Annotated in this window: 24 protein-coding genes and 3 pseudogenes; 13 read left to right on the top strand and 14 right to left on the bottom strand. The window is 69.7% G+C overall.

The genetic code is table 11. The features are described 5' to 3' along the window. Positions 1 to 25: 25 nt before the first annotated feature. Positions 26 to 493, bottom strand: coding sequence for a DUF3515 domain-containing protein (locus tag D1832_RS15275; protein WP_182434655.1), 468 nt, complete (start codon positions 491 to 493; stop codon positions 26 to 28). An 82-nt stretch (positions 494 to 575) separates the two neighbouring features. Here D1832_RS15275 and thiL point away from each other — a divergent pair, with 82 nt between their 5' ends. The 3 genes from thiL (at position 576) to D1832_RS04360 (ending at position 3,732) form a co-directional block, all read left to right on the top strand. Beyond that, positions 576 to 1,571, top strand: a complete 996-nt coding sequence (thiL, locus tag D1832_RS04370) for a thiamine-phosphate kinase (RefSeq protein ID WP_182434654.1) — start codon at positions 576 to 578, stop codon at positions 1,569 to 1,571. Between the two features lie 137 nt (positions 1,572 to 1,708). Further along, positions 1,709 to 3,388: a sodium:solute symporter family protein gene (locus tag D1832_RS04365; protein WP_118912763.1), complete on the top strand. Its 1,680-nt coding sequence runs from the start codon at positions 1,709 to 1,711 to the stop codon at positions 3,386 to 3,388. A gap of 11 nt (positions 3,389 to 3,399) precedes the next feature. Continuing rightward, positions 3,400 to 3,732, top strand: coding sequence for a hypothetical protein (locus D1832_RS04360; protein WP_206609349.1), 333 nt, complete (start codon positions 3,400 to 3,402; stop codon positions 3,730 to 3,732). A gap of 177 nt (positions 3,733 to 3,909) precedes the next feature. Here D1832_RS04360 and rpmB read toward each other — a convergent pair whose 3' ends face one another. Then, on the bottom strand, positions 3,910 to 4,104 hold the full coding sequence (rpmB, locus tag D1832_RS04355) for a 50S ribosomal protein L28 (RefSeq protein WP_047311958.1): 195 nt from the start codon (positions 4,102 to 4,104) through the stop codon (positions 3,910 to 3,912). Between the two features lie 295 nt (positions 4,105 to 4,399). On the opposite strand from rpmB, the gene D1832_RS04350 reads away from it, so the two are divergent. The 8 genes and pseudogenes from D1832_RS04350 to mutM all read left to right on the top strand — a co-directional run bounded on the left by D1832_RS04350 (position 4,400) and on the right by mutM (position 11,727). After that, positions 4,400 to 5,845, top strand: a complete 1,446-nt coding sequence (locus tag D1832_RS04350; protein WP_118912762.1) for a DAK2 domain-containing protein — start codon at positions 4,400 to 4,402, stop codon at positions 5,843 to 5,845. Continuing rightward, positions 5,838 to 8,018: an ATP-dependent DNA helicase RecG gene (locus D1832_RS04345; protein WP_118912761.1), complete on the top strand. Its 2,181-nt coding sequence runs from the start codon at positions 5,838 to 5,840 to the stop codon at positions 8,016 to 8,018. Before D1832_RS04350 ends, D1832_RS04345 begins: the two co-directional genes overlap by 8 nt. Next, positions 8,018 to 8,656 (top strand): 16S rRNA (guanine(966)-N(2))-methyltransferase RsmD, encoded by a 639-nt coding sequence (rsmD, locus tag D1832_RS04340; RefSeq protein ID WP_118912760.1) that lies wholly within the window; start codon positions 8,018 to 8,020, stop codon positions 8,654 to 8,656. The genes D1832_RS04345 and rsmD overlap by 1 nt, the downstream gene beginning before the upstream one ends. Then, complete coding sequence (gene coaD, locus D1832_RS04335) at positions 8,656 to 9,141, top strand: pantetheine-phosphate adenylyltransferase (RefSeq protein ID WP_118912759.1); 486 nt, start codon at positions 8,656 to 8,658, stop codon at positions 9,139 to 9,141. The genes rsmD and coaD overlap by 1 nt, the downstream gene beginning before the upstream one ends. A 114-nt stretch (positions 9,142 to 9,255) precedes the next feature. Further along, positions 9,256 to 9,837: a YceD family protein gene (locus tag D1832_RS04330; protein ID WP_047311962.1), complete on the top strand. Its 582-nt coding sequence runs from the start codon at positions 9,256 to 9,258 to the stop codon at positions 9,835 to 9,837. 1 nt (position 9,838) lies between these two features. After that, positions 9,839 to 10,033 carry a 50S ribosomal protein L32 gene (gene rpmF, locus D1832_RS04325; protein ID WP_047311963.1) on the top strand — a complete coding sequence of 65 codons (195 nt, stop codon included), beginning with the start codon at positions 9,839 to 9,841 and terminating at the stop codon, positions 10,031 to 10,033. 20 nt (positions 10,034 to 10,053) lie between these two features. Further along, positions 10,054 to 10,866 (top strand): ribonuclease III, encoded by an 813-nt coding sequence (gene rnc / locus D1832_RS04320; RefSeq protein ID WP_047311964.1) that lies wholly within the window; start codon positions 10,054 to 10,056, stop codon positions 10,864 to 10,866. Then, positions 10,859 to 11,727 (top strand): annotated as a pseudogene (gene mutM, locus D1832_RS04315) (bifunctional DNA-formamidopyrimidine glycosylase/DNA-(apurinic or apyrimidinic site) lyase). Before rnc ends, mutM begins: the two are co-directional and overlap by 8 nt. 205 nt (positions 11,728 to 11,932) lie before the next feature. Here the strand turns inward: mutM and D1832_RS04310 are convergent. From D1832_RS04310 to D1832_RS04260, 12 genes and pseudogenes are all read right to left on the bottom strand, one after another. Further along, a complete protein-coding gene (locus D1832_RS04310) occupies positions 11,933 to 12,457 on the bottom strand; it encodes a carboxymuconolactone decarboxylase family protein (RefSeq protein ID WP_118912758.1) in 525 nt (174 codons plus the stop codon). Positions 12,458 to 12,501: 44 nt separating this feature from the next. Next, on the bottom strand, positions 12,502 to 12,843 hold the full coding sequence (locus tag D1832_RS04305; protein WP_182434653.1) for a metal-sensitive transcriptional regulator: 342 nt from the start codon (positions 12,841 to 12,843) through the stop codon (positions 12,502 to 12,504). Positions 12,844 to 12,854: 11 nt separating this feature from the next. Continuing rightward, positions 12,855 to 15,043 (bottom strand): annotated as a pseudogene (locus D1832_RS04300) (heavy metal translocating P-type ATPase). 70 nt (positions 15,044 to 15,113) lie between these two features. Beyond that, complete coding sequence (locus tag D1832_RS04295; protein WP_118912756.1) at positions 15,114 to 15,716, bottom strand: YdhK family protein; 603 nt, start codon at positions 15,714 to 15,716, stop codon at positions 15,114 to 15,116. Positions 15,717 to 15,770: 54 nt separating this feature from the next. Further along, positions 15,771 to 17,006: an MFS transporter gene (locus tag D1832_RS04290; RefSeq protein WP_274541947.1), complete on the bottom strand. Its 1,236-nt coding sequence runs from the start codon at positions 17,004 to 17,006 to the stop codon at positions 15,771 to 15,773. A 3-nt stretch (positions 17,007 to 17,009) separates the two neighbouring features. After that, on the bottom strand, positions 17,010 to 17,366 hold the full coding sequence (locus D1832_RS15525; protein WP_206609348.1) for a hypothetical protein: 357 nt from the start codon (positions 17,364 to 17,366) through the stop codon (positions 17,010 to 17,012). An 86-nt stretch (positions 17,367 to 17,452) separates the two neighbouring features. Beyond that, positions 17,453 to 18,154, bottom strand: coding sequence for an FAD-dependent oxidoreductase (locus D1832_RS15520; protein WP_206609347.1), 702 nt, complete (start codon positions 18,152 to 18,154; stop codon positions 17,453 to 17,455). Between the two features lie 42 nt (positions 18,155 to 18,196). Further along, on the bottom strand, positions 18,197 to 18,544 hold the full coding sequence (locus tag D1832_RS04280; protein ID WP_118912754.1) for a metal-sensitive transcriptional regulator: 348 nt from the start codon (positions 18,542 to 18,544) through the stop codon (positions 18,197 to 18,199). A gap of 68 nt (positions 18,545 to 18,612) precedes the next feature. Then, positions 18,613 to 18,795: a hypothetical protein gene (locus D1832_RS04275; RefSeq protein ID WP_428830889.1), complete on the bottom strand. Its 183-nt coding sequence runs from the start codon at positions 18,793 to 18,795 to the stop codon at positions 18,613 to 18,615. A gap of 165 nt (positions 18,796 to 18,960) precedes the next feature. After that, positions 18,961 to 21,224: pseudogene (locus D1832_RS04270) on the bottom strand (heavy metal translocating P-type ATPase). Between the two features lie 77 nt (positions 21,225 to 21,301). Continuing rightward, positions 21,302 to 22,204, bottom strand: a complete 903-nt coding sequence (locus tag D1832_RS04265) for a heavy-metal-associated domain-containing protein (RefSeq protein ID WP_118912752.1) — start codon at positions 22,202 to 22,204, stop codon at positions 21,302 to 21,304. Continuing rightward, positions 22,204 to 22,413, bottom strand: coding sequence for a heavy-metal-associated domain-containing protein (locus tag D1832_RS04260; RefSeq protein ID WP_118912751.1), 210 nt, complete (start codon positions 22,411 to 22,413; stop codon positions 22,204 to 22,206). Before D1832_RS04260 ends, D1832_RS04265 begins: the two co-directional genes overlap by 1 nt. 154 nt (positions 22,414 to 22,567) lie before the next feature. Between D1832_RS04260 and D1832_RS04255 the strand changes: the two genes are divergently transcribed. Together D1832_RS04255 and D1832_RS04250 are read left to right on the top strand one after the other, a co-directional pair. Continuing rightward, a complete protein-coding gene (locus tag D1832_RS04255; RefSeq protein ID WP_118912750.1) occupies positions 22,568 to 23,005 on the top strand; it encodes a DUF6153 family protein in 438 nt (145 codons plus the stop codon). A 206-nt stretch (positions 23,006 to 23,211) separates the two neighbouring features. Next, positions 23,212 to 24,720, top strand: a complete 1,509-nt coding sequence (locus D1832_RS04250) for a multicopper oxidase family protein (protein ID WP_118912749.1) — start codon at positions 23,212 to 23,214, stop codon at positions 24,718 to 24,720. The last annotated feature ends 70 nt before the right edge of the window (positions 24,721 to 24,790 follow it).

Below are 24,790 nucleotides of genomic sequence, written 5' to 3'. Positions count from 1 at the left end.
AGCCTCGAAACTCGCAGAAGATCGCCTAGGAGCAGCGCCGCTCGCCCTGGGCGATCTTCTTCGCTGCGGGCGCGAAAGCCGCGAGCGTGGAGGCATCGGCCTTAGACTCCTTCGGCACGAGCACCTCGATGGCCGGTTCTCGGCCGTAGGTGGTGTAGCGACGCCCGTCCGACAGGTCGGACTGCACCCAGTCGACGCCGTTCGCCTCGAAGCACGTCTCCGTGGTGGGTCCGGGAGGGGTGAGGCCACAGCGCGCGATGACGGACGACTCGGGCCGTTCGCCCCATGCGCGCACCGCGTCGGACGGCGTGGTGACGGGGTACGGCTCGAAACCGGCCACCTTCGCCGGCCAGGCGCTCGAGGCCGCCTTGCACTGCGGGGTGTCCGCGCGATCCGCGGGCTTGGCCTCCACCGGAGGTAGCGAGCACGCGGCGAGCGCCCACACGGCTGACGAACCGGCGACGAGGAGGCTGAGGGAACGGAGCGTCGTCATGGTGGACAACGCTACCGGCGGTGGCTGCGCGCTGCCTGGTGCGGCGCGGATGCGGTCTGTTCCGGCCTGCTTGAATGGGGCCGTGAGGAACGTGTGGACGCCGAGAGTGGGCGGCGACGCCCCGACCGTCGACGACGTCGGTGAATTGGGCGTGCTGAGGTCCGTCCTCGCCGTGGTCGAACCCGCGGCGGCCGATGTCGGGCCCGGTGACGACGCCGCCGTCCTCACAACGAGCACTGGCCGTACCGTCGTCACGACGGATTCCATGGTGCTCGGCCTCGACTGGCGTGACGACTGGTCGTCGCCCCAGGACGTCGGGGTCAAGGTCATCGCGCAGAACCTCGCCGACGTCGTTGCGATGGGCGCGCGTCCGACCGGCGTCGTCGTCGCACTGGCCGCTGAGGGGGCCACCCGTGTCGACTGGCTCGTCGACCTCACGCGCGGTATGGCCGACGAACTGCGGCGTGCCGGGGTCGGTTCGTTCGGCGGCGACCTCTCGGGAGCGCCCGACGGCACGGTCGTCATCGCGGTCACGGCCCTCGGTGATCTGCCCGCGGGGCGCGAGCCGCTGCTGCGTGCCAACGCGCGAGTGGGGGAGTCGATCATCGTCTCCGACGTCCTCGGGCGAAGTCACGCCGGTCTGCTCGTATTGCTCGGTGAAGTCGCGCCCTCGGAAAGAGCCGGGACAGCGACTCAGGAATGCGTGGGGTGGCATCGTGCCCCGCGCCCGCGATACGCGGGTGACGAAGCTGTTGCTGCGGGGGTGCGCTGCGCGATGGACGTTTCCGACGGCCTGATGCTCGACGCCGCACGGATCGTGCGGGCGTCGAGCGTGCGCCTCGCCTTCGACGGTGACGCGCTCCGTGCGATGGCGCGTCCCCTCGAACCGGTGGTGGGGGATCGGGCACTCGAGTGTGTGCTCTCCGGCGGTGAGGAACACGCCCTGCTCGCGACAAGCCCGGAGGGGCGCGTTCCGGCGGGATGGCACGTCGTCGGCCGTGTCGAGGACGGCCGGGGCGTGACGCTCGACGGCGAGTCGGCGCAGACGGAGGGCTGGACGCACTTCGGCGCTCGCTGACGAGCGAACTGCTCCGATTGTTGCGAACGTATTGCAATCCTCTGTGATGAGCCCGTCTGCATGGCTCCGAAGGGGGCCGTGGGCTACCGTCAGGCGGTCAAGCAGAATCTTCAGACCGGGAGCCAGCCTTGCTGCCTATGGATACCCCCGCACTGCGTCTCGACGCAGGGCCGGTCGACTACGTGCTCATCGCGTTGTACTTCGTCTTCGTTCTCGGCATCGGCCTGTTGGCCCGCCGTCAGGTGAGTTCGAGCATCGACTTCTTCATGTCCGGCCGATCGTTGCCCGCCTGGGTCACCGGCCTCGCCTTCATCTCGGCCAACCTCGGTGCCGTCGAGATCATGGGTATGTCCGCGTCCGGTGCCCAGATGGGTATGCCGACGTTCCACTACTACTGGATCGGCGCGATCCCGGCCATGCTGTTCCTGGCCATCGTGATGATGCCGTTCTACTACGGCTCGGGCGTGCGCTCGGTGCCGGAGTTCATGAAGCGCCGCTTCGGTACCGGCGCCCACCTCGTCAACGCGATCTCGTTCGCGCTCGCGCAGGTGCTCATCGCCGGTGTGAACCTCTACCTGCTGGCGAAGATCGTCAACATGCTGCTCGGCTGGGACATGACCGTCTCGACGATCGTCGCCGCCGTCATCGTCCTCAGCTACATCACCCTCGGTGGCCTCTCCGCTGCCATCTACAACGAGGTGCTGCAGTTCTTCGTCATCGTCGCCGCACTGCTGCCGCTGACGCTCGCCGCCCTGCACAAGGTCGGCGGCTGGGGCGGCCTGCAGGACAAGATGCAGGTCGCAGGTACCGACGGCGAACTCGCCTCGTGGCCGGGTAACTCCCTGACCGGCTTCACGAGCTCGGTCTGGTCCGTCATCGGCATCGTGTTCGGTCTCGGCTTCGTGCTCTCCTTCGGTTACTGGACGACGAACTTCGTCGAGGTTCAGCGCGTCATGGCCTCCAAGGACATGAACTCGGCTCGCCGTGCTCCGATCATCGGCACGTTCCCGAAGATGTTCATCCCGTTCATCATCATCATCCCCGGCATCATCGCCGGTGTGCTCGTGCCGGAGATCGCCAAGGCCAAGGCCTCGGGTGGCAGCGCCGACTACAACAACGCGCTGCTGTACCTCATGAGTGATCTGCTGCCGAACGGTCTGCTCGGCGTGGCCATCGCCGGTATGCTCGCCGCCTTCATGGCAGGTATGGCCGCCAACATCTCGGCGTTCAACACGGTCTTCAGCTACGACATCTGGCAGGAGTACGTCGTCAAGGAGCGTGACGACGCGTACTACATCCGCATCGGCCGCATCATGACGGTCGTCGCCACGGTGGTCGCGATCTTCACCTCGTTCCTCGCCGCCAGCTACGAGAACGCGATGAGCTACCTGCAGACGCTCTTCGGCTTCTTCAACGCGCCGCTGTTCGCCACGTTCATCCTCGGTATGTTCTGGAAGCGCATGACGGCGACGGCCGGTTGGGCCGGTCTCGTCGCCGGTACCGTCGGCGCGGTCATCGTCGCGGTGCTCTCGGAGGACGCTCTGGGCGGGCTGTCCGTCGGCGTCATCCCGATCGGTGGCCAGGGCGCCTCGTTCGTGGCTGCCGGTACGGCGTTCGTCGTCGACGTCCTCGTCAGCTACGTCGTGAGCCTCGCGACGCAGCCGAAGCCGGCGGAGTCGCTGCGCGGCCTCGTCTACAGCGAGACGCCGAAGGAGGACTTCGAGGAGGACACCACCACGAGCTGGTGGCAGTCGCCGACGAAGCTCGCCGGAATCTCGCTGGCCCTCGTCATCCTGCTCAACATCGTCTTCCACTGAGGGGTTGAACCATGAGTACTCCCACGAACGACAAGGCCGGAGCAGGCACCGCGAAGGCGGCCAACTCCGCGCGTCACGGCGCGGGCCTGTTCGACATCCGCAACATCATCGGTGCCCTCATGGGCATCTACGGCGTCATCCTCGTCGGGATGAGCTTCACGACGAGCGAGGCCGACCGGGCCAAGGCCGACGGCGCGAACCTCAACCTGTGGACCGGCGTCGGTCTGCTCGTCCTGGCGGCAGCGCTCATCGGCTGGGCAGTCACTCGCCCGATCGTCGTCGATGAGCGTGAGCTCGCCGAGGACAAGGCCGCCGCGGAGCACGAGCAGCCCAGCGCCCACTGAGGTACTGACTGCGAACGACTGAGCCGGGCGTCCCCCCGAAGGGGGCGCCCGGCTCACGCGTACCCACCGATGGTGAGCGGTTACCGCGGGAGGGATGCCGCGCTTTCACGGCAATATCGTGAAGGCGGGCAACAAAAAACCCGGCCGGAGCCGGGTTTCTTGACGCAAGTGCTGAGATCAGCGCTTGACCTTACCTGCCTTGAGGCAGGAGGTGCAGACGTTGAGACGCTTCGGGGTCACGCCAGCCTCGCCGACCATCGCGCGAACGCGCTGGATGTTCGGGTTCCAACGACGCTTGGTGCGGCGGTTGGAGTGCGAGATGTTGTGACCGAAGCCCGGTCCCTTGCCGCAGACGTCGCAGGTGGCAGCCACGGTTTCTCCTGAAGTCGATGAACGTTCTTGGGTTTCGCCCCGGCAGGCACGTCAGGACGACGGGCGACACGGAGGCAACCTGGGAAGCATAGCCGAGCCCTACCTGGCGGAGCAAAACGAGGCGAGTGGCTCGCTTCGGGCGCACGCGCGGGGTGTCAGCCGTCAGGCAGCGGCGATTCGCCCACGATTCCATTGTCGGTGCCTTGTGCCAGAGTAGGGGCGAACGAGCGGTTCGTGGGTGCCTCGGCCCACGCGTCGCCCGTGAGTCACGGATGAGCGAGGACGGAGGGGCGCCATGACGACGACGCTCACGTTGGCCTCCCTCGCCCGCGTCCTCGTCGCGGCCCGAGCAGAGCTTGCCGCGTCGGAGACGATCCTCAACTCCCTCAACGTCTACCCGGTGCCCGACGGCGACACGGGCACGAACATGCGCGCCACCCTCGAGGCCGGCCTTCGCGCAGTCGAAGAACTCGATCCGGGTGCGCGCACCGCTCGCTCCGACCTGCGCCAGGTGCTCGGTGCCATCACGCGTGAGGCCCAGGGCAACTCGGGGGTCATCCTCTCGGAGTACGTGCGGGGTTTCGTCGGAGCGCTCGGAGCGTTGCCCGTCGACCCCGACGGCGTGGACGAGGCCGTTGCCCTCGGGCTGGACGGCGACGCTCTCGCGCGAGCCCTGCACTCCGGCGCATCCTCGGCGAGGGGAGCCGTCGACAACCCCGTCGAGGGAACCATGCTCAGCGTCGCCGAAGCGGCGGCTGTCGCGGCGAGCCACGCTCGTTCCGAGGCCGTGCACTCCGGCGAGACGCCCCAGGTCGACGACGTGGCGCAGGCGGCGTTCGACGGCGCGAAGCTCGCCCTGTCCCGATCTCCGCAACAACTCGCCGTCCTCGCCGAGGCGGGGGTCGTCGACGCCGGCGGAGCCGGCCTCGCCATCGTGCTCGAGTGCCTCAGCCGTGTTGCGAGCGGACGCCACGGGCTTCCTCGTGCCAGCGAACGCTCCTGGCTGCCCCGCGCCGAGGCGCGAAGCGTCCGTTCGGAGGGCGGCTGTCAGGTGACGAGCGACGGTCCGGCCTTCGAAGTCATGGGCGTGATCGAGGGGCTCACGGACGAGGTGGCTGCCTCGTTGCGCTCGCGCCTCACCGAGGTCGGTGACAGCGTCGTCGTCGCCGGTGGAGACGGTATCCACCGCCTCCACGTGCACACCGACCTTCCGCTCGTCGCGGTCTCCCATGCCCGTGACGCGGGGTCCGTGAACAACATCGCGGTCACGCGCTTCGCCGGCGGCCTCGACACAGTCAGCGACGTCGTCGTCGTTGCCCAGGACGAGGCCGTGCAGCGCTATGCGCGCAGCCTCGGGGCCGCCGTCAGCGAGCGCATCGTCGAACCGGACAACGGGTCGACTCTCGTCCTCGCCGACCGGGGAACTCCCGGTGACGGAGCCCGCAGTCACAGTCTCGTCACACTGCTCGCGGGCCTTGACGCCGTTGCCACGGGCTTCGATGCCGATGAGGAGATCGAGGTACTGCAGGCGGGCACGTGGCGTGCCGCGCGAGATCTTGTGCGCAGCCATTTCGAGGGAGCCGAGGTCGTCACCGCCTGCATCGCGCCGGACGCCGAACCGGCCGCGGCAGAGCAGTTCGTCACCTTCCTGGAAGCCGAGGCCGAACGCGTCGGAGCGGAGCTCGACCTCCTGCGTCTGCAATCGGGCTTCCTCGTCCAACTCGGAGTGATCCATGAGTGAGGTAACGCTCGAGACACCGCTCGTCAAGGTGCTCGGCACGAGCGCGAAGAAACTCGCGAAGGCGCGCAACCTCGAGACGGTCGGCGATCTCCTTCACTACTTCCCGCGCCGCTACATCGACGCCCACGCCGGCAGCAGCTTCTCGGAGTTCGAACTCGGCGAGCACGTCGTTCTCACCGCCGAGGTGGCGGAGATGACGCAGCGGCGCATGAAGAACCGGCGCGGTTCCATGGCCAACGCCGTCATCGTCGACGACGCGGGCCAGCGCGCGCTCGTCACGTTCTTCAGTGCGCACCCGCACTACGGCATTCTTCGGCCGGGTAAGAGAGCCCTCTTCAGCGGTCAGCTGGGGCTCTACGGAAAGCAATTGCAGCTCACCCACCCGCAGTACTCGCTCATGGACGACGCTGACATGAGCATCTACGAGAACGGCCTCGTGCCGGTCTACAAACAGGTCGAGAAGATCACGAACCTCAGTCTGACGCTGTCGATCAAGCAGGTGCTCGACGCGGTCGGCACCTTGCCCGACCCGCTCGACGACGACCTGCGTGAGCGCATGGGCGTGCCCGATCTCACGCGTGCCATGCGCGCCGCGCACCTGCCGCGCACCATGGCGGACGTGGGCGCGGCGAAGAAGCGTTTCCGCTTCGACGAGGCGTTCATCACTCAACTCGTGCTCGCGCAGCGCCGGGCCAAGGCTCGCTCGGTACCCGCGACGCCTCGCGTCCCGCGCCCGGACGGTCTGCTCGCGCGCTTCGACCGCGCTCTCCCGTTCGAGCTGACGTCGGGGCAGGTCGAGGTCGGTGCCGCCATCGCCGACGACCTCGCGCGTGAGGTGCCCATGCACCGACTGCTCCAGGGTGAGGTCGGCTCGGGTAAGACGATCGTGGCGCTGCGGGCGATGCTCGCCGTCGTCGACTCCGGCGCACAGGCAGCCCTCCTCGCGCCCACGGAGGTGCTCGCGGCGCAACACGCCACGTCGATGCGCGCCATGCTGGGCGACCTCGCGCAACGCGGGCAACTCGGCGGGGACGCCGACGGCACGCGCGTCACGCTCCTCACGGGATCGATGTCGACCTCGGCGCGCTCGCAGGCACTGCTCGACATCGTCTCCGGCGAGGCCGGCATTGTCATCGGAACCCATGCCCTGCTGCAGAAGCACGTCGATTTCGCCGATCTCGGGCTCGTGGTGGTGGACGAGCAGCATCGTTTCGGAGTCGAGCAGCGTTCCGCGCTGAACTCGAAGGCAGCCACGCCGCCGCACGTGCTCGTCATGACGGCCACGCCGATACCCCGCACCGTGGCGATGACGGCGTTCGGCGACCTCGACGTCTCTACCCTGCGGCAACTGCCGCGGGGGAGGGCACCCATCGTCAGCCACGTCGTGCAGGCGCAGAACCCGGCGTGGATGAACCGCGTGTGGGAGCGCATCGCCGAGGAGTGCCGCGCAGGCCGACAGGTCTACGTCGTGGCCGGTCGGATTGGTGACGCGCAGGACGGCTCCGGGGCAATGCTCGTCGGCCCGGGCACGCCTGCCGATGACGGTGAGGCGCTACGTCCGGTCGGTGTCGTGGAGCTCATCGAGCAGATGCGTCACCTGCCGGCGCTCGGAGGCGTCTCGATCGATCTCATGCACGGCCGGTTGCCGGCCGACGAGAAGGACACCGTCATGCGGCGATTCGCCGGGGGAGAGGTCGACGTTCTCGTGGCCACCACCGTCATCGAGGTGGGGGTCGACGTGCCCAACGCCTCGATGATCGTCATCGTCGACGCCGATCGCTTCGGCCTGTCCCAGCTGCACCAGCTCCGCGGCCGCGTGGGCCGAGGGGAGCACGGCGGTCTGTGTCTGCTCGTCACACGCTCCGAGTCCCCGGAGGCCCTCGAACGCCTCGGCCGCGTCGCGGGGACGACCGACGGATTCGCCATCGCCGACCTGGATCTAGAATTACGACGAGAGGGTGACGTGCTCGGCGCCGCGCAGAGTGGTCGCCGTACGTCCCTCGACTGGTTGGAACTGACAAAGGCGTCAGATCTCGAGGTCATCGCCAAGGCCCGCGACGAAGCCGTAGCGCTCGTCGAACAAGACCCGACGATGGCCGATCACCCCCTGCTGGCCCAGGCTGCGCACGAGCGTGTCGACGACCAACAGGCTGAGTTCCTGGAGAGAGGCTAATGACGCGCATCATCGCCGGAAAAGCAGGCGGCAGGCGGCTCGACACGCCAGCGGGCGTGGGCACGAGGCCCACCGCGGATCGTGTGCGTGAAGCACTCTTCTCACGACTTGAGCACCTCGGCGCCGTGCTCGGAGCCGACGTCCTCGACCTCTACGCAGGATCGGGCGCCCTCGGACTCGAGGCCTTCAGTCGTGGTGCCGCGTCCGTCACCTTCGTCGAGGCGAACCGCAGCGTCGCCACCGTCATCCGCACCAACGTGCGCAACCTCGGTTTCTCGCCGGTACGCGTCGTGACGCAGGCCGTCGAGCGATTCCTCGACCAGCCCGCCACTGTGCAGGCCGCCCTGGTCCTCATGGACCCGCCGTACTCGGTCAGTGAGGAGCAGCTGCGTCAGGCCATCAACTCGCTCGTCGAGGGCGGCTGGCTCGCACCGCGCGCCCTGGTCGTCATCGAGCGTTCGTCGCGCTCGCCCGAACCCACGTGGCACGAGCGGCTCGCACCGTGGGAGCCGCGCGTCTACGGCGAGACGACGATGTGGTTCGCCGAGTTCAGCGAGGGCCCTGACCCTGACGACGTCGACGCCGTCGTCGCCACGCTGGACGAAGTCGTTCCCGCGGCCGCGACCGAGGAGAAGTGATGACCCGCTGTGTCTGCCCCGGATCGTTCGATCCCTTGACCCTCGGCCACCTCGACGTTGTCGAGCGCAGCGCGCGCCTGTTCGACGAGGTCGTGGTTGCCGTCCTCTACAACCCGGACAAGCAGGGCACGTTCACGGCCGACGAACGCGTCGGCCTCATCGAGAAGTCGGTCGCGCACCTAGCCAACGTGCGCGCCGAGGCTTTCGCCAATGAACTGCTCGTCGAGGTATGTGCGCGCCTCGAGGCTCCGATCGTCGTCAAGGGCCTGCGGGGTGAGACCGACTTCAGCTACGAGTTGCCGATGGCCACGATGAACCGTTCGCTCTCGGGGCTCGAGACGCTGTTCCTGCCGGGAAACCCCGGCATGGATCACCTGTCGAGCTCGCTCATCAAGCAGGTGGCCACGCTCGGGGGAGACATCTCCGGCATGGTTCCCGAGGCCGTTCACGGCCCGCTTCTCGAGCGACTCGGCGTCGCCGGCTGAGGTCGGCCGGACGATTTGGGTGGGCGTCACGCGCTGGCGTAGACTTGCACGTCGGCCCACGCCATCGCTGTGGCCGAAGCGATCGAAGACACGACTCACGAAGACGGCAGGGTAATGAACCAGGTTGATTCGCGCCGACCTCTGGTGATTGACACCAGGGAACTCGGTCGCCGACCCGGTAATTCTCTGCGTCTGCATCGTGATGTCGCGACTCCGGCCGACTTCGGCACCGACGTCATCGGCATCGAGGAAGGTCAGCCCATGGGGCTCGACCTGCGTCTCGAAGCCGTGATGGAGGGCGTCCTCATCACCGGTGAGGTCGAAGCGACGGCGACCGGCGCCTGCGTGCGGTGCCTGGACGACGTCAGCATTCCTGTTGACGTTCACTTTCAGGAACTGTTCGCTTACGCCGAGCGTGCCGCGCACCACCGTGAGGTGGCCGGCGGCGATGACGAGGACGAGCTGCCCGAGCTCGACGGCGACGACGCCGATATCGAGCCCGTGCTGAGGGATGCGGTAGTGCCTTCACTGCCGTTCCAACCGGTGTGTCGCGAGGACTGCCCCGGGTTGTGTGCCGAATGTGGCGCCCGGCTCGCGGACGATCCTGACCACCACCACGAAGCTATCGACCCCCGCTGGTCGGCACTGGCCAACCTGGCCGACGCCGATCCGGCACACGACGAGAAGAGGAACTGACGTGGCTGTCCCCAAGCGGAAGATGTCGCGCGCCAACACCCGCTCGCGCCGAGCCAACTGGAAGGCGACGCCGGTCGCTCTGCAGGCGTGCCCGTCGTGTGGCGCGAACAAGCAGGCGCACATGGCGTGCCCGTCGTGCGGCACGTACAACGGCCGTCACTACGGCGCCGCGGAGCGCACCGAGCACCAGGCCTGACCGGCCTCACTCGCCAGACCGTGGGCAAGAAAAGCTCGAAGCGGTCGGCGGCTGACGCTACGCAGCGGCCCGTCGGCGATCTGGCCCGAGAACTCAGTGAGATCTCGGGTACGGACGTCGATGAGCCGCTGCTTCGTCGTGCCCTGACCCATCGCTCGTTCGCGTACGAGAACGGCGGAATCCCGCACAACGAACGCCAGGAGTTCCTCGGCGACGCCGTGCTGGGTCTCGTCGTCACCGAGACGCTCTTCGGCGACCACCCCGACGCTCCCGAGGGGCAGTTGGCCAAGCAGCGGGCCGCCGTCGTCAATTCGCGGGCCCTCGCCGAGGTGGCGCGTGAGCTCGACCTCGGCGATTATCTGCTGCTCGGACGCGGTGAACTCGCCACGGGCGGCCGGACGAAGGACTCGATCCTCGCCGACACGACAGAGGCCGTCATCGGCACTGTGTTCCTGTGTGGCGGCATCGAGGCCGGACGGCGGATCGTGCATCACCTCATCGACCCGTTGATGTCACGGACGGCCAGCCTCGGCGCGGCGCTCGACTGGAAGACGTCGTTGCAGGAGGCCACTGCGGCCGCCGGCCTCGGCGCGCCCGCGTACGTCGTCGAGGGCGAAGGCCCCGATCACGACAAGGTGTTCACCGCGAAGGTCGTCGTCGACGAGCGGGTGCTCGGCATCGGCACCGGGCGGAACAAGAAGAGCGCAGAGATGCTCGCCGCCGAGAACGCATGGGTGAGCTTGCGCGAGGAGGCGGCGAAGAACTCCGGCGTCACGACGGCAGAGGCGGTAGCCGACGCCGAATCGGACGTCTCGCCGCGTTCCGATGCCTGAGCTCCCCGAAGTCGAAGTCGTACGTCGAGGCCTGGCCGACCACGTGGTCGGCCGGGCCTTCGTCACGTCTCGGGTCACCGGAGCACGGGTCGCGCGCCGGCACGTGCCGGGCCCGGATCACCTGGCCGACGTCCTGCGCGGACGCCGTGTGGAGTCGCCGAGCGGCGCGGCAAGTACCTGTGGCTGACGTTCGCGGGGGAGGGCGACGCCCTCGTCGTCCACCTCGGCATGAGTGGTCAGGTTCTCGTCGAGGCGGCGGATGCGCCGATGGAGAAGCACGCGCACGCCGTGTTCGACCTCGACGGCGACGCATCTGACGCTGCGCCGATGCAGATGCGCTTCGTCGACCAGCGAACCTTCGGTGGGCTCTATCTCGACGAGCTGACGGTGGCGCACGGACGTGAGGTGCCGAGCACAATCGCGCACATCGCACCAGATCCGCTCGAGGACGCCTTCGACGCCGAAGCGGTCGCGCGTCTCATGCGACGCAAGGACGTCGCCGTCAAGCGCATGCTTCTCGACCAGGGTGTGGTGAGCGGTATCGGCAACATCTATGCCGACGAAGCGCTGTGGCGCTCGGGCGTTCACGGCAGGCGGCTGGGCTCGAAGGTGACGAAGCGTCAGTTGGTCGACCTGTTGACGGCAGCGCAGGACGTCATGCGCGAAGCGCTCGCCCAAGGGGGCACGAGCTTCGATGCGCTGTACGTCAATGTGAACGGCGCGAGCGGCTACTTCGACCGCTCCCTCGACGCCTACGGCCAGCAGGGCAAGCCGTGCCGGCGGTGCGGAACGCTCATCGTGCGCGAGCAGTTCATGAACCGGTCGAGCCACCTCTGCCCGCGCTGCCAGCGAAGACGGTAGGTGAGCAGTCGTGCCACCGCGGCCACAGACGGGTGGTCTTCTCGACGTCAGGCGACCTTTGGCGCTGATCGGCCCACCCGGTAGCCGTCGGCGGAGGTTCTCTCTCCTGGAGGATCCGCTGGATCCAAAGCTGCTTCGGCTAAGGCCGATCCCGGCGGCGGAGAGCTCAAGGTTCCAGGTCGTTGCTCGCCCAACCGCGAGAGCGTCAGCCGTCGTCGCCGGGCGTGAGCCCGGCGACGAGGTTGAACGCTCCAGTTATGACGTTGAGCGAGACGACTCCGACGACGTCGGCGATCGCGCGGTCGCTGTAGCCGAAGGCGCGGAGCTCGTCGACCTGATCGTCGGTGATGGATGCCGGCTCGCGGTAGACCTGCAGTCCGAGGCGGATGATCGCGGCGAGGGCAGCGTCGGATGATGTGCCGTCGTGCGCGAGTCGGATCTTCTCCTCCGGGACGTCGAGTGAGCGCGCCGCCTCGACGTGGGAGGCCAGGCACATGCCGCAGCCCTGCTGGGCCTGGACGGCGATCGAGATCAGCTCGCTGGTCCTGCGGTCGATCTTGGCCCGGCGCATGGCCCGGCTCAGCTGCAGGTACCCGCCGAGCACGGCCGGCGAGTGGGCCATGGTGGAGACCATGTCGCCCACGGTGCCGTGGCGCTCGACGAGCTCGCCGAGCAGCTCGCGCGACGCCCCGACGGCGGTCTCCGGAGTCAGCCTGTCGAAGCGGGGCATGAACTTCTCCTCTTTGGTTGCCCTCGGGTCGTCTTCTCGCCTATTCAGGAGCGGACGAGTCGGTTGATGGCGTCGCTTGCTTCCTGGATCTTGGCGATGGCGGCGTCCTCGTCGCCGAGCTTGGCGGCGTCGAGCACGCAGTGCTTGAGGTGGTCGTCGAGCAGCCCGGTGGCGACTCCCTGCAGGGCGCGGGTGAGCGCCGAGACCTGGGTGAGGATGTCGATGCAGTACTTCTCGTCGTCGATCATCTTGGCGATGCCGCGGGCCTGGCCCTCGATGCGCCTCATGCGCGCCAAGTAGCGGTCCTTGTCGCTGATGTAGCCGTGCTGATGGGCCGCGGTCTCGATCTCGGAGCCCGCGCTGTCGGAAGCGATGTCGGTGATCATGGGCGTGTAATTCACTTCTGGCGCTCCAGGACGGAGCGGGTGCTGGCTTCGGGGGTGAGGTCGATGCGCCGCAGGAGCTGGGCGTTGAGCGCGACCACGACGGTGGACAGAGACATCAGGATCGCGCCGACCGACATCGGCAGGACGAAGCCCACCGGGGCGAGCACACCGGCGGCGAGCGGGACGGAGATCAGGTTGTAGCCCGCTGCCCACCACAGGTTCTGCTTCATCTTCCGATACGCGGCCCTCGACAGCTGGATCACCGAGAGCACGCTGCGGGGGTCGGAGCTGGCCAGGATCACCCCGGCGGAGGCGATCGCGACGTCGGTGCCCGCACCGATCGCGATGCCGACGTCGGCCTGCGCTAGCGCCGGGGCGTCGTTGACGCCGTCGCCGACCATGGCGACCTTCTTGCCCTCGTGTTGCAGCTGGGCGACCTTGGCGGACTTGTCCTCGGGGCGGACGCCGGCGAAGACGCGGTCGATGCCGAGCTCCTTGCCGACCTCGTTCGCCACCGCCTCGGCGTCTCCGGTGATCATGACCACCTCGACGCCCAGGGCGTGGAGGGCGTCCACGGCGTCGCGGGACTCGGGGCGGACCTCGTCGGCGAGCTTCAGGCCGCCGATCACCTGGCCGCCGCGGAGGACGTGCAGGATGATCGCGCCCTCGGAGCGCCATTCCTCTGCTGCGTCGACCTCGTGCTGACCGGTCTCCTCGAGCAGCCGCGGCCCGCCGACGCGGACCTCCTGGCCGGCGACGGTCGCGGTGACGCCGACGGCCGGGGAGGAGGAGAAGCCGCTGGCCCGCTCCAGGGCGAGGCCCTTCTCCTTCGCGGCGGCGACGATCGCCTTGGCGAGCGGGTGCTCGCTGTCGGCCTCGGCGGAGGCGGCGAGGGCGAGCACCTGATTGGCGTCCAGGTCGCCGGTCGGCTCGACGCCGGTGACGGTCGGCTCGCCCTTGGTCAGGGTGCCGGTCTTGTCGAACAGCACCGCGTCGACCTGCCGCATGGACTCCAGCGCGAGGCGGTCCTTGACCAGGACGCGCCGCGGGCGGCGCGCTCGGTGGCGATCGAGACCACCAGCGGGATCGCCAGGCCGAGGGCGTGGGGGCAGGCGATGACGAGCACGGTGATGGTGCGCACGACGGCGTCGTCGGGCATGCCGATGAGGGTCCAGACGACCGCGGTGATCAGCGCCGCGCCGAGGGCGAACCAGAACAGCAAGGCCGCGGCCCTGTCGGCGATGCGCTGGGCGCGGGAGGAGGAGTTCTGCGCCTCGGCGACGAGCCTGTTGATGCCGGCCAGGGCGGTGTCGTCGCCGGTGGCGGTGATCTCCACCCGCAGGCCGGAGTCGGTGGCGACGGTGCCGGCAGTGACGGGCTCGCCCTCGCCGCGGGAGACCGGGCGGGACTCGCCGGTGATCATGGACTCGTCCATGTCGGCGCGGCCGTCGACGATGGTGCCGTCGGCAGGGAGGCTGCCGCCGGGGCGCACGATGACCACGTCGCCCACGTTGAGGTCGGCGGGGGCCACCCTGACGACGTTCTCGCCCTCGACCCGCTCGGCCTCGTCGGGCAGCAGCGCCGCCAGGGAGTCCAGCGCCGAGGTGGTCTGGGCCAGGGAGCGCATCTCGATCCAGTGGCCCAGCAGCATGATGACGATCAGCAGCGCCAGCTCCCACCAGAACTCCAGCTCGTGGTTGACCAGCCCCAGCGTCGCGGCCCAGGAGGCGAAGAAGGCGACCGTGATCGCCAGGGCGATGAGCAGCATCATCCCGGGCTTGCGGCTCTTCAGCTCGCTCCAAGCACCGGTGAGGAAAGGCCTGCCGCCCCAGACGTACATGACGGTGCCGAGGGCCGCGGCGACCCAGCCCGCCCAGCCGGGGACCTCGTAGCCCAGCAGCATGGCGAACATCGGGGAGAGTGCGACCGCGGGGACGGCGATGACGAGGTTGATCCAGAACAACCGGCGGAACTGGTCCACGTGGTCCCCGTGGCCCGCGTGCCCGTCGTGGCCGCTGTGATCTCCGTGCTCGTCGTGGCCCGTGTGGTCTGCGTGCTGCCCGTGGTCCATGGCGTGGCCCTGGTGCCCGGCGTGCGCATCGGCCTGCTGAGCGTGCTCCGACGTCGCGACGGCCCGGTGCTCGCCGTGCGCGTCGGTGCCGTCGCCGTGGCCGTGCTGGTGTGTGTTCGGATCTGTCATGGCTGGTTCTTCTCCTCGATCGGGTCGTGCACCTCGCGCCGCGGACCCGATAGGGTCGGCGGCTGTCGGCTCAGGAGGCCGGTTGGATCTCGCTCTCGGTGACCCACTTGTGGTTGGTCATCTTCATACCGTCGGACTCGTAGTCGGCCATGTAGACGGTCTCGTTGGTGGAGGAGGCGACGGTCGCCTTCGCGCCCTTCATGCCCTCCATGTGCTCGGCCTCCAGCGTGACCTCGGTGCCGTCGGCCAGGCGCTTGTCGCCGGCGTCCTTGATTTCTTGCTGGACAACCCACTTGTGGTCGGTGACCGGGTCGCCGCCGGTGGTGGGCGTGTAGTTCACCGAGTAGGTGTAGGTGTTGTACGCGCCGACGATCGTGGCCTTCGCCCCGTCCATCCCGTCCATGTGGTCGGCGGTCAGCTTCACCTCGGTGCCGACCGGGTACTTGGGGCTGGTCGCGTCCTTGATCCCTGCGGGCGCGGGCCCGCCGTCCATCGGATGTTCCATTCCGTCGTCACTGCTTCCTGTTTGGTTCCCTGATTTGTCGTTGCCGTGCCCCTGGTGACTGCCCCCGCTGGGTGAGGCCTGATCGTTGCCATTCAACGAGCAGCCGGCAAGGACCAGGGCTCCGCCGAGGACTCCGGCGGCGAGTGCTGCCGCGATTCGCTTCCGCATGTGTGCTCCTGTCCGTTCTGTTTTGATAACCCTATACCCCCATGGGGTATTCCTTCAAGGGCGTCGATTCTTGGTGTCCTCTCCTCGCGCGCGACTCGGGGTCCTGTCCGGGATGCGCGCGCGCAGGATCGTGGCGACGACGGCGAGGACGGCGATGGCCGCGCCGAGCAGCATCATCGTCCCGGCGAGCGTCAGCGCCGGGACGAGCAGGCCGGCGATGATGGTGGGTACGCCGAAGGCGAGGTAGGCGACGGTGTAGACCACGGCCATCACGGCTGCTCGCTGCGAGGGCTGGGTGGCCGGCATGATGGTGCGCAGGACGCCGAGGAACGCGGTGCCGAACCCGGAGCCCACGACCGCGACCGAGGCGACGTAGCCCGGGTAGGAGTGCAGGGCGAGCGCGCCCAGGCTGAGCGCGGTGCCGAGCGCCAGGGCGCTGGTGGCGTAGAGGCTGATCGTGCGGGCGGAGTGCTGCTGGAGCAGCCGCGAGGCGAGGATCCCGGCGATCGCCAGGGTCGAGATGACGACTCCCGCGGCGGTGTGCGTGGTGCCGCCGAGCTCGCTGCGCACCAGGCCCGCGCCGAGGGCGAGGAAGAGCCCGTTGGTGGCCCATCCGGCGACGATCGCCGGCACGCCGGCGGCGAGCATCGGCCGGACGCCAGGCGGGACGCTGAAGGCCGGGCGCAGGTCGCCGTGGCGGACCCGAGTCCGGGCGACCGCCTCGGGCGTGGCCCACACCAGCGCCGCGACGGCCGCGAACGCGGCGACCAGGACGCCGAACACGGCCAGGGACGGATCGGCGGTGACGTCGAGGAGGACGGCCGCGCCGAGCGCTCCGGTGGCCAGGCCCAGCATCGGCCCGATGGTGTTCCACAGGGCGGCGCTGCCGGGCCGCGACGGCGGCTCGAAGTCGATCAGCATGGCCGACATCGCCGGCACGAGCACCCCGGCCGCGGCTCCCTGCAGGGCGCGGGCGACCAGCAGGGTCGCCAGGCTCCCGGCGGACCAAAACAGCAGCAGGCTCCCGGCGAGCACGAGCGAGCCCGTCGCGATTACCGGCCGCCGGCCAAGCCGGTCGGACACCGATCCCAGGCACAGCAGGGCGGCCAGCAGGGTGAAGGCGTAGACGGCGAACACCAGCGTGGTCGCGACCGGGAGCAGGCCGAGGCGCTCGGCGACCTGCGGGTAGAACAGCGAGGGCGCGCTGGCGGCCGCCATCGTCAGGATCGTCGCCGCCAGGGCGAGCGCGAACCCTCCGCGGCGGGAGGTCGTCGTACAGTCTCCAGCCACGGCTCAGACCTGCACGCCGTGGAGCCGTTGACCCCACGCGTAGACGGTGCCGACCGCGTCGACGCCGGTGACGCCGACGACGAGGCCGTCCTTCTCGTGGCGGACGACGAACTCCTGGACGTCTTCGGGAACGGCCGGCGCGCCGACGGTGGTCCCGACGCCGGAGACCATGAGGCCGTGGACCATGGCCATGTAGGGGCTGCGGGGCAGGTACGCGCCGGGGTCGTCGGCCAGGCCGAGGCCGTGCAGCGCCGACTGGGCGGCGTGCGCGCCCTGGGCGGCGGCGTCCTCCCAGTGGTCGATGCGCCAGGTCCCCAGCGCCTCATCGTGGTGGACGGCGACGCCCCCGGCCGCGTACACGTGATCTTCTCCGGCGCGGAGCCGGTCGTCGACGTCGATGCCGCCGGTCCAGGGTGCCGGGGCCGCGGGGATGGTGCCGAGCGCGATCAGCAGCAGGTCCGACTCGACCCGGGACCGTCGTCGAGCGTCGTCTCGACGCCGGCGTCGGCGGCGTCGACGTGCTGGAGCGTCCGGCCGAAGCGGGTGGTCACCCGCTCCGCGTGCTCCGCGGCCAGGTGCTCCGCGACGGGTGCGCCGAACGCGGCGACGCCGGGCACCTCACTGCGCGCCACAAGGACGACGTCGTGGCCGTCGGCGTGCAGCGTCGAGGCGGTCTCGGCGGCGATGATCCCGCCGCCGTGGACGGCGACCCGGGCGGGCCGGCCGAGGCCAGTGAGCAGCGCGCGGATCTGCTGGGCGTCCTCGAGCGAGTGCAGGGCGCTCACCCGGCCGGAGGCCGCGGCCTCCTCGCCGAGGACGTCGGCGGACAGCATGCGTGGCGCGCTTCCGGTGGCGACGACGAGGGCGTCGTAGTCCGGGTGCGCGCCGGACGCCAGGCCGACCCGCCGAGCGGCCGCGTCGACCTCGGCGACGGTGTCGGCGAGGACCTCGACGTCCGGCAGCGGGAGCCTGATCATCTCCGGCGGGGTGGGGCCGAATGCGACGCCCTTGACGAGCATCCGGGTATACGGGATCTCCCCGGTCCGGGCCACGAGCGTGACGCGGACGTCCTCGCTGGGCGCGAGGGCGCGGGCGGCGGCGGTGCCGGCCGCTCCTGCGCCGAGGACGAGGACGTGCTTCGTGGTCATGGCTGGGTACTCCTGGTGCTGGTCGTCGTCGATGGGCTGGTTCTAGGAGCGCACGAGGCGGGAGATGGCCTGCGAGGCCTCCTCGAGCTGCTGCTCGCTGACCGGGCCGCCGGCGACGGCGGCGTCGAGCAGGCAGTGCTTGAGGTGGTCGTCGAGCAGGGAGAGGGCGACGCCTTCGAGAGCCCGGGTAATTGCAGAGATCTGGGTGAGGATGTCGATGCAGTACCGCTCCTGGTCGACCATCCGGTCGATGCCGCGGACCTGGCCCTCCAGGCGGCGCAGCCGGTGGCGGTACTTGGTCTTGTCGCTGATGTAACCGTGCACGGCCGCGCCCTCGTCGGAGGGACAGGCGGCGCGCTGGGCGTCGGTTGCTGTGGTCGGGGTGGTCATGCCGGTTCGCTCCGATCGGGCGGCGGGACCTGCGGCGGTTCGTGCCGCGGGCCCCGCGCGCCGAGGGGTCACGCCATGTTGGCGGCGTACTTGGCCGGGTCGGAGTCGAAGGCCGGGCCGCAGCTGGCGCAGCAGAACCAGTAGCGCTGGCCCTCGAAGTCGCGGAAGAGGCCCTGGGCTTCGGCGACGGCCTTGACGACCGGGGTGCCGACCATGACGGGGCAGGTGGTGGTGTCGGCGGCGGTGGGCATCTGCTGCTTCGCGCTGCCTCCGCAGCAGCTGGATGCCATAGGCAGGCTCTCCGGAACCTGCTGCGCGGAGGTGGTGCTGCAGCAGCTGGACGTGGTCTGGGCGTCGTTCGTCATTCTCGGTGGATACCTTTCGCTTGGTGTGATGGGGAGGGGTGGTTCGCAGCGTTACTGCTTGGCGACGCTCTTGAACCCGCGCAGGCGGAGGCTGTTGCCGACGACGAAGACGCTGGAGAACGCCATCGCCGCGCCTGCGAGCATGGGGTTGAGCATGCCCAGCGCGGCGACCGGGATGGCCGCGACGTTGTAGGCGAAGGCCCAAAACAGGTTGGTCCTGATCGTGCCCAGGGTCTTGCGGGACAGCCGGATCGCGTCGACCGCGGCCCGCAGGTCCCCGCGGACCAGGGTGATGTCACTGGCTTCGATCGCGACGTCGGTGCCGGTGCCCATCGCCAGGCCCAGGTCGGCCTGTGCCAGGGCGGGGGCGTCGTTGACGCCGTCGCCGACCATGGCGACGACCCTCCCCTCGCCCTGCAGGCGGGTGACGACGGCGACCTTGTCCTTGGGCAGGACCTCGGCGATGACCTGGTCGATGCCCGCCTCGGCGGCGATCCGCTTGGCCACGGCCTCGTTGTCTCCGGTGAGCAGCACCGGGGTCAGGCCCAGGTCCTTCAGGCCCTGGATCGCCTCGGCGCTGGTGGGCTTGCCGGCGTCGGCGACCACGAGGATCCCGCGGGCCTGCCCGTCCCAGCCGACGGCGACGACGGTCTTGCCCTCGCCCTCGGCCGCGGCCTTGGCGGCGCGACCTCGGGGGAGAGGCGCTGAAACCAGTCGGCCAGCAGCGACTCCCGGCCGACGAGCACCGCGTGCCCGTCGACGACGCCCTGCACGCCCTTGCCCTCGATGTTGGCGAAGTCCTCAGGCGTCGGCAGCTGGCCGGTCTCCTGGACCGCACCCTTGGCGATCGCCTGGGCGATGGGGTGCTCGGAGGCGTCCTCCAGCGCGCCTGCGAGGCGGAGCATCTCGGCGCGGTCTGTGCCGGGTTCGGTAAGCGCGTCGACCAGGGTCATCTTGCCGGTGGTGACGGTGCCGGTCTTGTCCAGCACCGCGGTGTCGACCTTGCGGGTGGACTCCAGGACCTCCGGGCCCTTGATCAGCACGCCCATCTGCGCGCCGCGTCCGGTGCCGACCATCAGCGCCGTCGGCGTTGCCAGGCCCAGGGCGCAGGGGCACGCGATGACGAGCACCGCGACCGCGGCCGTGAACGCCGCCGAGACGGGGAAGCCGGCACCGAGCCACGCGCCGAGGGTAGCGACGGCGATGAGGATCACGATCGGCACGAACACGCCGGAGATCCTGTCGGCCAGGCGCTGGACCTCGGCCTTGCCGGTCTGGGCGTCCTCGACGAGCTTGGCCATCTGCGCCAGCTGGGTGTCGGAGCCGACGCGGGTCGCCCGGACGACGAGGCGTCCGCCGGCGTTGACGGTCGCGCCGGTGACCGGGTCGCCGGCGACGACCTCGACGGGCACGGACTCGCCGGTCAGCATGGACGCGTCCACGGCGGAGGTGCCGGAGACGACCGTGCCGTCGGTGGCGATCTTCTCGCCGGGGCGGACGACGAACTCGTCGCCGACCTGGAGCTCGGAGGTCGGGATCTTGACCTCGGCCCCGTTCCGCAGAACCGAGACCTCCTTCGCGCCGAGCTCGAGCAGCGCCCGCAGGGCGGCACCGGCCTCGCGCTTGGACCGCTTCTCGAAGTAGCGGCCGGCGAGGATGAACATCGTCACCCCTGCCGCGGCCTCGAGGTAGATGTTCCCCGCGCCGTCGGACGGCGCGAGGGTGAACTCGAACGGGTGCGTCATGCCCGGGGTGCCGGCGGTGCCGAGGAACAGCGCGTACAGCGACCACAGGAACGCCGCGGTCGTGCCCATCGAGATGAGCGTGTCCATCGTCGCGGTGCCGTGGCGCAGGTTCGTCCAGGCGGCCTTGTGGAACGGCCAGGCCGCCCACACAATCACCGGCGCTGCCAGGGCGAGGGAGGCCCACTGCCAGTAGGTGAACTGCAGGGCGGGGACCATGGCCATCGCGATCACCGGGACGGTGAGCACGATCGCCCCGATCAGGCGGTGCTTGAGCGAGGTCAGCTCCGGGTCGTCGTCCCCGGCGTCGGAGGCCGCGTCGGCCGCGGCGTCCTTGGGCCTGGGCAGGGCGGCGGTGTAGCCGGTCTTCTCGACCTCCGCGACTAGCAGGGCCGGGTCGTACCCGGCGGGCATGGTGACCTTCGCCTTCTCGGTGGCGTAGTTGACCGTCGCGGAGACGCCGTCGAGCTTGTTGAGCTTCTTCTCGATCCGGTTCGCGCAGGAGGCGCAGGTCATCCCGCCGATCTCCAGTTCGATGCCGGCGTCCGCGATCTGCGGCGCTGGTGCAGTCATCCTCTTTCCTTCTCTCTTCAGCTCTGCGGCGACCGGATCGTGCAGGCGGTCGTCATGATGCGGTGGGTCGTGCGGGCTCAGTGCCCGGCGTCGACCACGAACTCGGCGGTGCGGACCTGGCCGTCGACCTGGAAGTCCAGGTACAGCAGGTAGCGGCCGGCGGTGGGGACCTCGGCGGCGAAGCCGACGTCCGGGCCTCCGACGTCGCCCGGCTGGGGCTCGTCGCCGGCGGGGTGCACGTGCAGGTAGGCCAGGTCGCCCTCGCGCAGCGCGACCAGGTGGCCGAACGCGCCGAGGTACGGCTGGAGCTTCGTAACCGGCTTCCCGTCGCGCTCCACGGTGATCGTGAGGTCGCTGGTGGTGCCGGCGGCGAGGTCGCCGTCGAGGGCGACGGTGTAGCCGTCGACCTCGTCGGTGCGCGTCGGCTCGGCCGTGACCGGGGCGACGTCCCCCGCCACCTCGACGGTGCGGGTGAGCGTGATGCCCTCGGCGTCCTGCCCGGCCGGGGTGAAGTCGGCGTACGCGCGGTACGTGCCGGCCGCCTCCCAGCTCCACGACGGCACCGACCAGGTGCCGGTGGCCTCGTCCAGGACCGGGTGCACGTGGCGGAACTCGGCCCCGTCGGTGCGCACCACGATCAGGTGCAGATCCTTCTCGTGCGTGCTGGTGTACGCGGTCATCGGCTTCCCGTCCTCGTCGAGGATCTGGAAGCTCAGCGTGCCGGCGGCGTCCGTCCCGGCCGGTGCCTTCACCGGGGAGAGGGCGTAGCCGTCCGCGCTGGCCGAGACGCCGTTCACGGCCTCCGTCGCCGGCTCCTGCTCGGATCCGCCGTGGCCCTCGCCGTGCGTCCTCGTCTCGCTGCTCTGCGCCCAGGCGGCCACGACGCTGTCGGGGACGGCGACCCCGGCGAGCCCGAAGGCTCCGCCGAACGCCACCGCCAGCCCCGCGCCGTAGGCCGCGAGCCTGACCGGTGCCTTCATCAGACGCGCACCGCCGAGTAGCCGGCCTCCTCGACCGCGGCCAGGACCTTCGCGTCGTCGACCTCGTCGGAGGCGGTGACGACGAGCTTGCCCGTCTGCGCGCTGACCTGGATGTCGGTGACGCCGGAGATCTCGCCGACCTCCTCGCGGATCGACATCTCGCAGTGCCCGCAGGTCATGCCCGTCACCTGGTACTCGTTCGCAGCCATCGGATATCCTCCTCGTGTGGTCGTACCCCTACTGGGTACCTGTACGAGATGCAACCGTACACCCCCCCATGGGTATTCCCGCAAGGCGGTCCGGACTCGTCGCCGAATGGGCCCGCCATGCCGAAGGAATACGCCACCGGGGTATGGTGGGGATGTGGAGACCGCGACCGACGAACGCTGCCGCAGCCGGCACCGGCTGCAGTTCGTCGTCCTCGTGGCGCTGCTGATCTCAGGCCTCCTCGGCATGCATGCGCTGGTCGGCGGGCCCGCGGCGGCGACCGCCTCGATGGCCTCGCCGGGTCACGCGTCCCGGGCATCGCACGGCGTGACCGGCGCTGCGGTCACGCCAGTGCCGATCGCGTCCGGAGCGCGCGGCATGGTGCACGGCTCCGGCGGCTGCGCGGACGCCATGAGCGGCGGTGGCGGCTCCACCTGCGTTTCCGTGCCGACGGGCAAGAGCGTCCCGGCCCTCCCGGTTCCGCCGTTCGCGGCTGTGCCCACACCAGTCTCTGCGCCCATGCCGACGCCGCCGTCGGAGACGCCTCGCCGGTTCGCGCTGACGCATCTGGAGCTGTCGATCTACCGAACGTGAGCACGGAGGAGCGCCGATGCGGCGCTCTTCAATCAGCCATCTCGGCGAGTCCAAAACCCTGCCGTGCCTGCCACGACACCGTATCCCAGAACGCTGGCCCCTCTTCCGGGTCCAGGCAGCCCTGCGCCTCCGATCACTCGTGATCGTCGAGCGCATCGGCTCGATGCCGTGGCACCGCTCACCATCGACCCAGAAGGACATCACCCATGCACTCCAGCCTGAACCGCCGCCAGTTCCTGTCCGTCAGCGCAGTGGCCCTCACCGCCGCCGGCCTCGCCGGCTGCAGCTCCACCACCAAGAAGACGACCTCGTTCGTCCGGCCCGACAGCGCCGCGGTCACCGCGGCCGAGGCCAAGCGCCGCCGCACCGGCACGGTCGTGCAGCGCGCACTGACCGCCGAACCGGTCACCCTCGACCTCGGCGGAAAGGCGGCCAAGACCTGGGTCTACCGCGGAACCTCGGCGACCGAGCCCCTGCGCGGCAACGTCGGAGACACCCTGAAGGTCGCCCTCACCAACCATCTCCCCGACCCGACCACCGTGCACTGGCACGGCCTCGCGCTGCGCAACGACATGGACGGCGTGCCGAGCCTCACCCAGCAGCCCGTCGGGCCGGGCGAGACCTTCTCCTACGAGTTCACGCTCCCCGAGCCGGGCACGTTCTGGTTCCACCCGCACGTCGGCACCCAGCTCGACCGCGGCCTGTACGCGCCGCTGATCATCGACGACCCGAACGAGAAGGCCGACTACGACAAGGAGTGGGTCATCGTCCTGGACGACTGGCTCGACGGCGTCACCACGACACCGGACGAGGTCCTCGCCGAGCTCGAGAAGGGGATGATGGACCACGGCGGCATGGACATGGGGCCGATGCGGATGGGCAACACCCTCATGGGAGCGACCTCCCCGCTGCTCGGCGGCGACGCCGGCGACGTCTACTACCCGCTGTACCTGATCAACGGGAAGCCAGCGAACGACCCGCAGACCTTCACGGCGAAACCGGGCGAGAAGATCAGGCTACGGATCATCAACGCCGGCGGCGACACCGCCTTCCGCTTCGGCGTCGCCGAGCACCAGCTGACGATCACCCACACCGACGGCTTCCCGGTCGAGCCCCATGAGGCCGAGAGCGTCGTGCTCGGCATGGGCGAGCGCTACGACGCGGTCATCACCGCCGGCGACGGCGCGTTCGCCGTCGTCGCCGAGGCCCTGGGGAAGCAGGACCAGGCCCTCGCCGTCCTGCGCACCGGATCCGGGTCGGCCCCGTCGAAGAGCGCGAAGCTGCCGCAGACGAAGAGCCCCGCCACAGCGGCCGATCTCAGGGCGGCGAGCAAGGTCGCTCTTCCCAAGCGCGGCGTCGACCGCACGCTCACTCTCGATCTGTCCGGAGGCATGGAGAAGTACGACTGGGCGATCAACGGCAAGCGCATGGACATGGACCAGCCGATGCGCGACGCCCTCGGCATCGTCGACGGGGAAAGGGTCGCCCTCGAGTTCAAGAACTCGACGACGATGTGGCACCCGATGCACCTGCACGGGCACACCTACCAGCTTCCCGGCGGCGGGCCGCGCAAGGACACCTCGATCGTCCTGCCCGGCACGACGCTGCGCGTCGAGTTCGACGCCGACAACCCCGGCCGGTGGTTGACCCATTGCCACAACGTCTACCACGGCGAGGCCGGGATGATGGCGACGATCGCCTACCAGGAGAACTGAGGCACCGGGGCCGCGCACCTCCTCGGGTGCGCGGCCCCGCGCCGCAGGCGGGCCGGCCTGGCGACCTGGA

The organism is Dermacoccus abyssi (assembly GCF_003515945.1).
Lineage (GTDB): Bacteria > Actinomycetota > Actinomycetes > Actinomycetales > Dermatophilaceae > Dermacoccus > Dermacoccus abyssi.
This window is presented reverse-complemented; position numbering and strand designations above follow the sequence as displayed.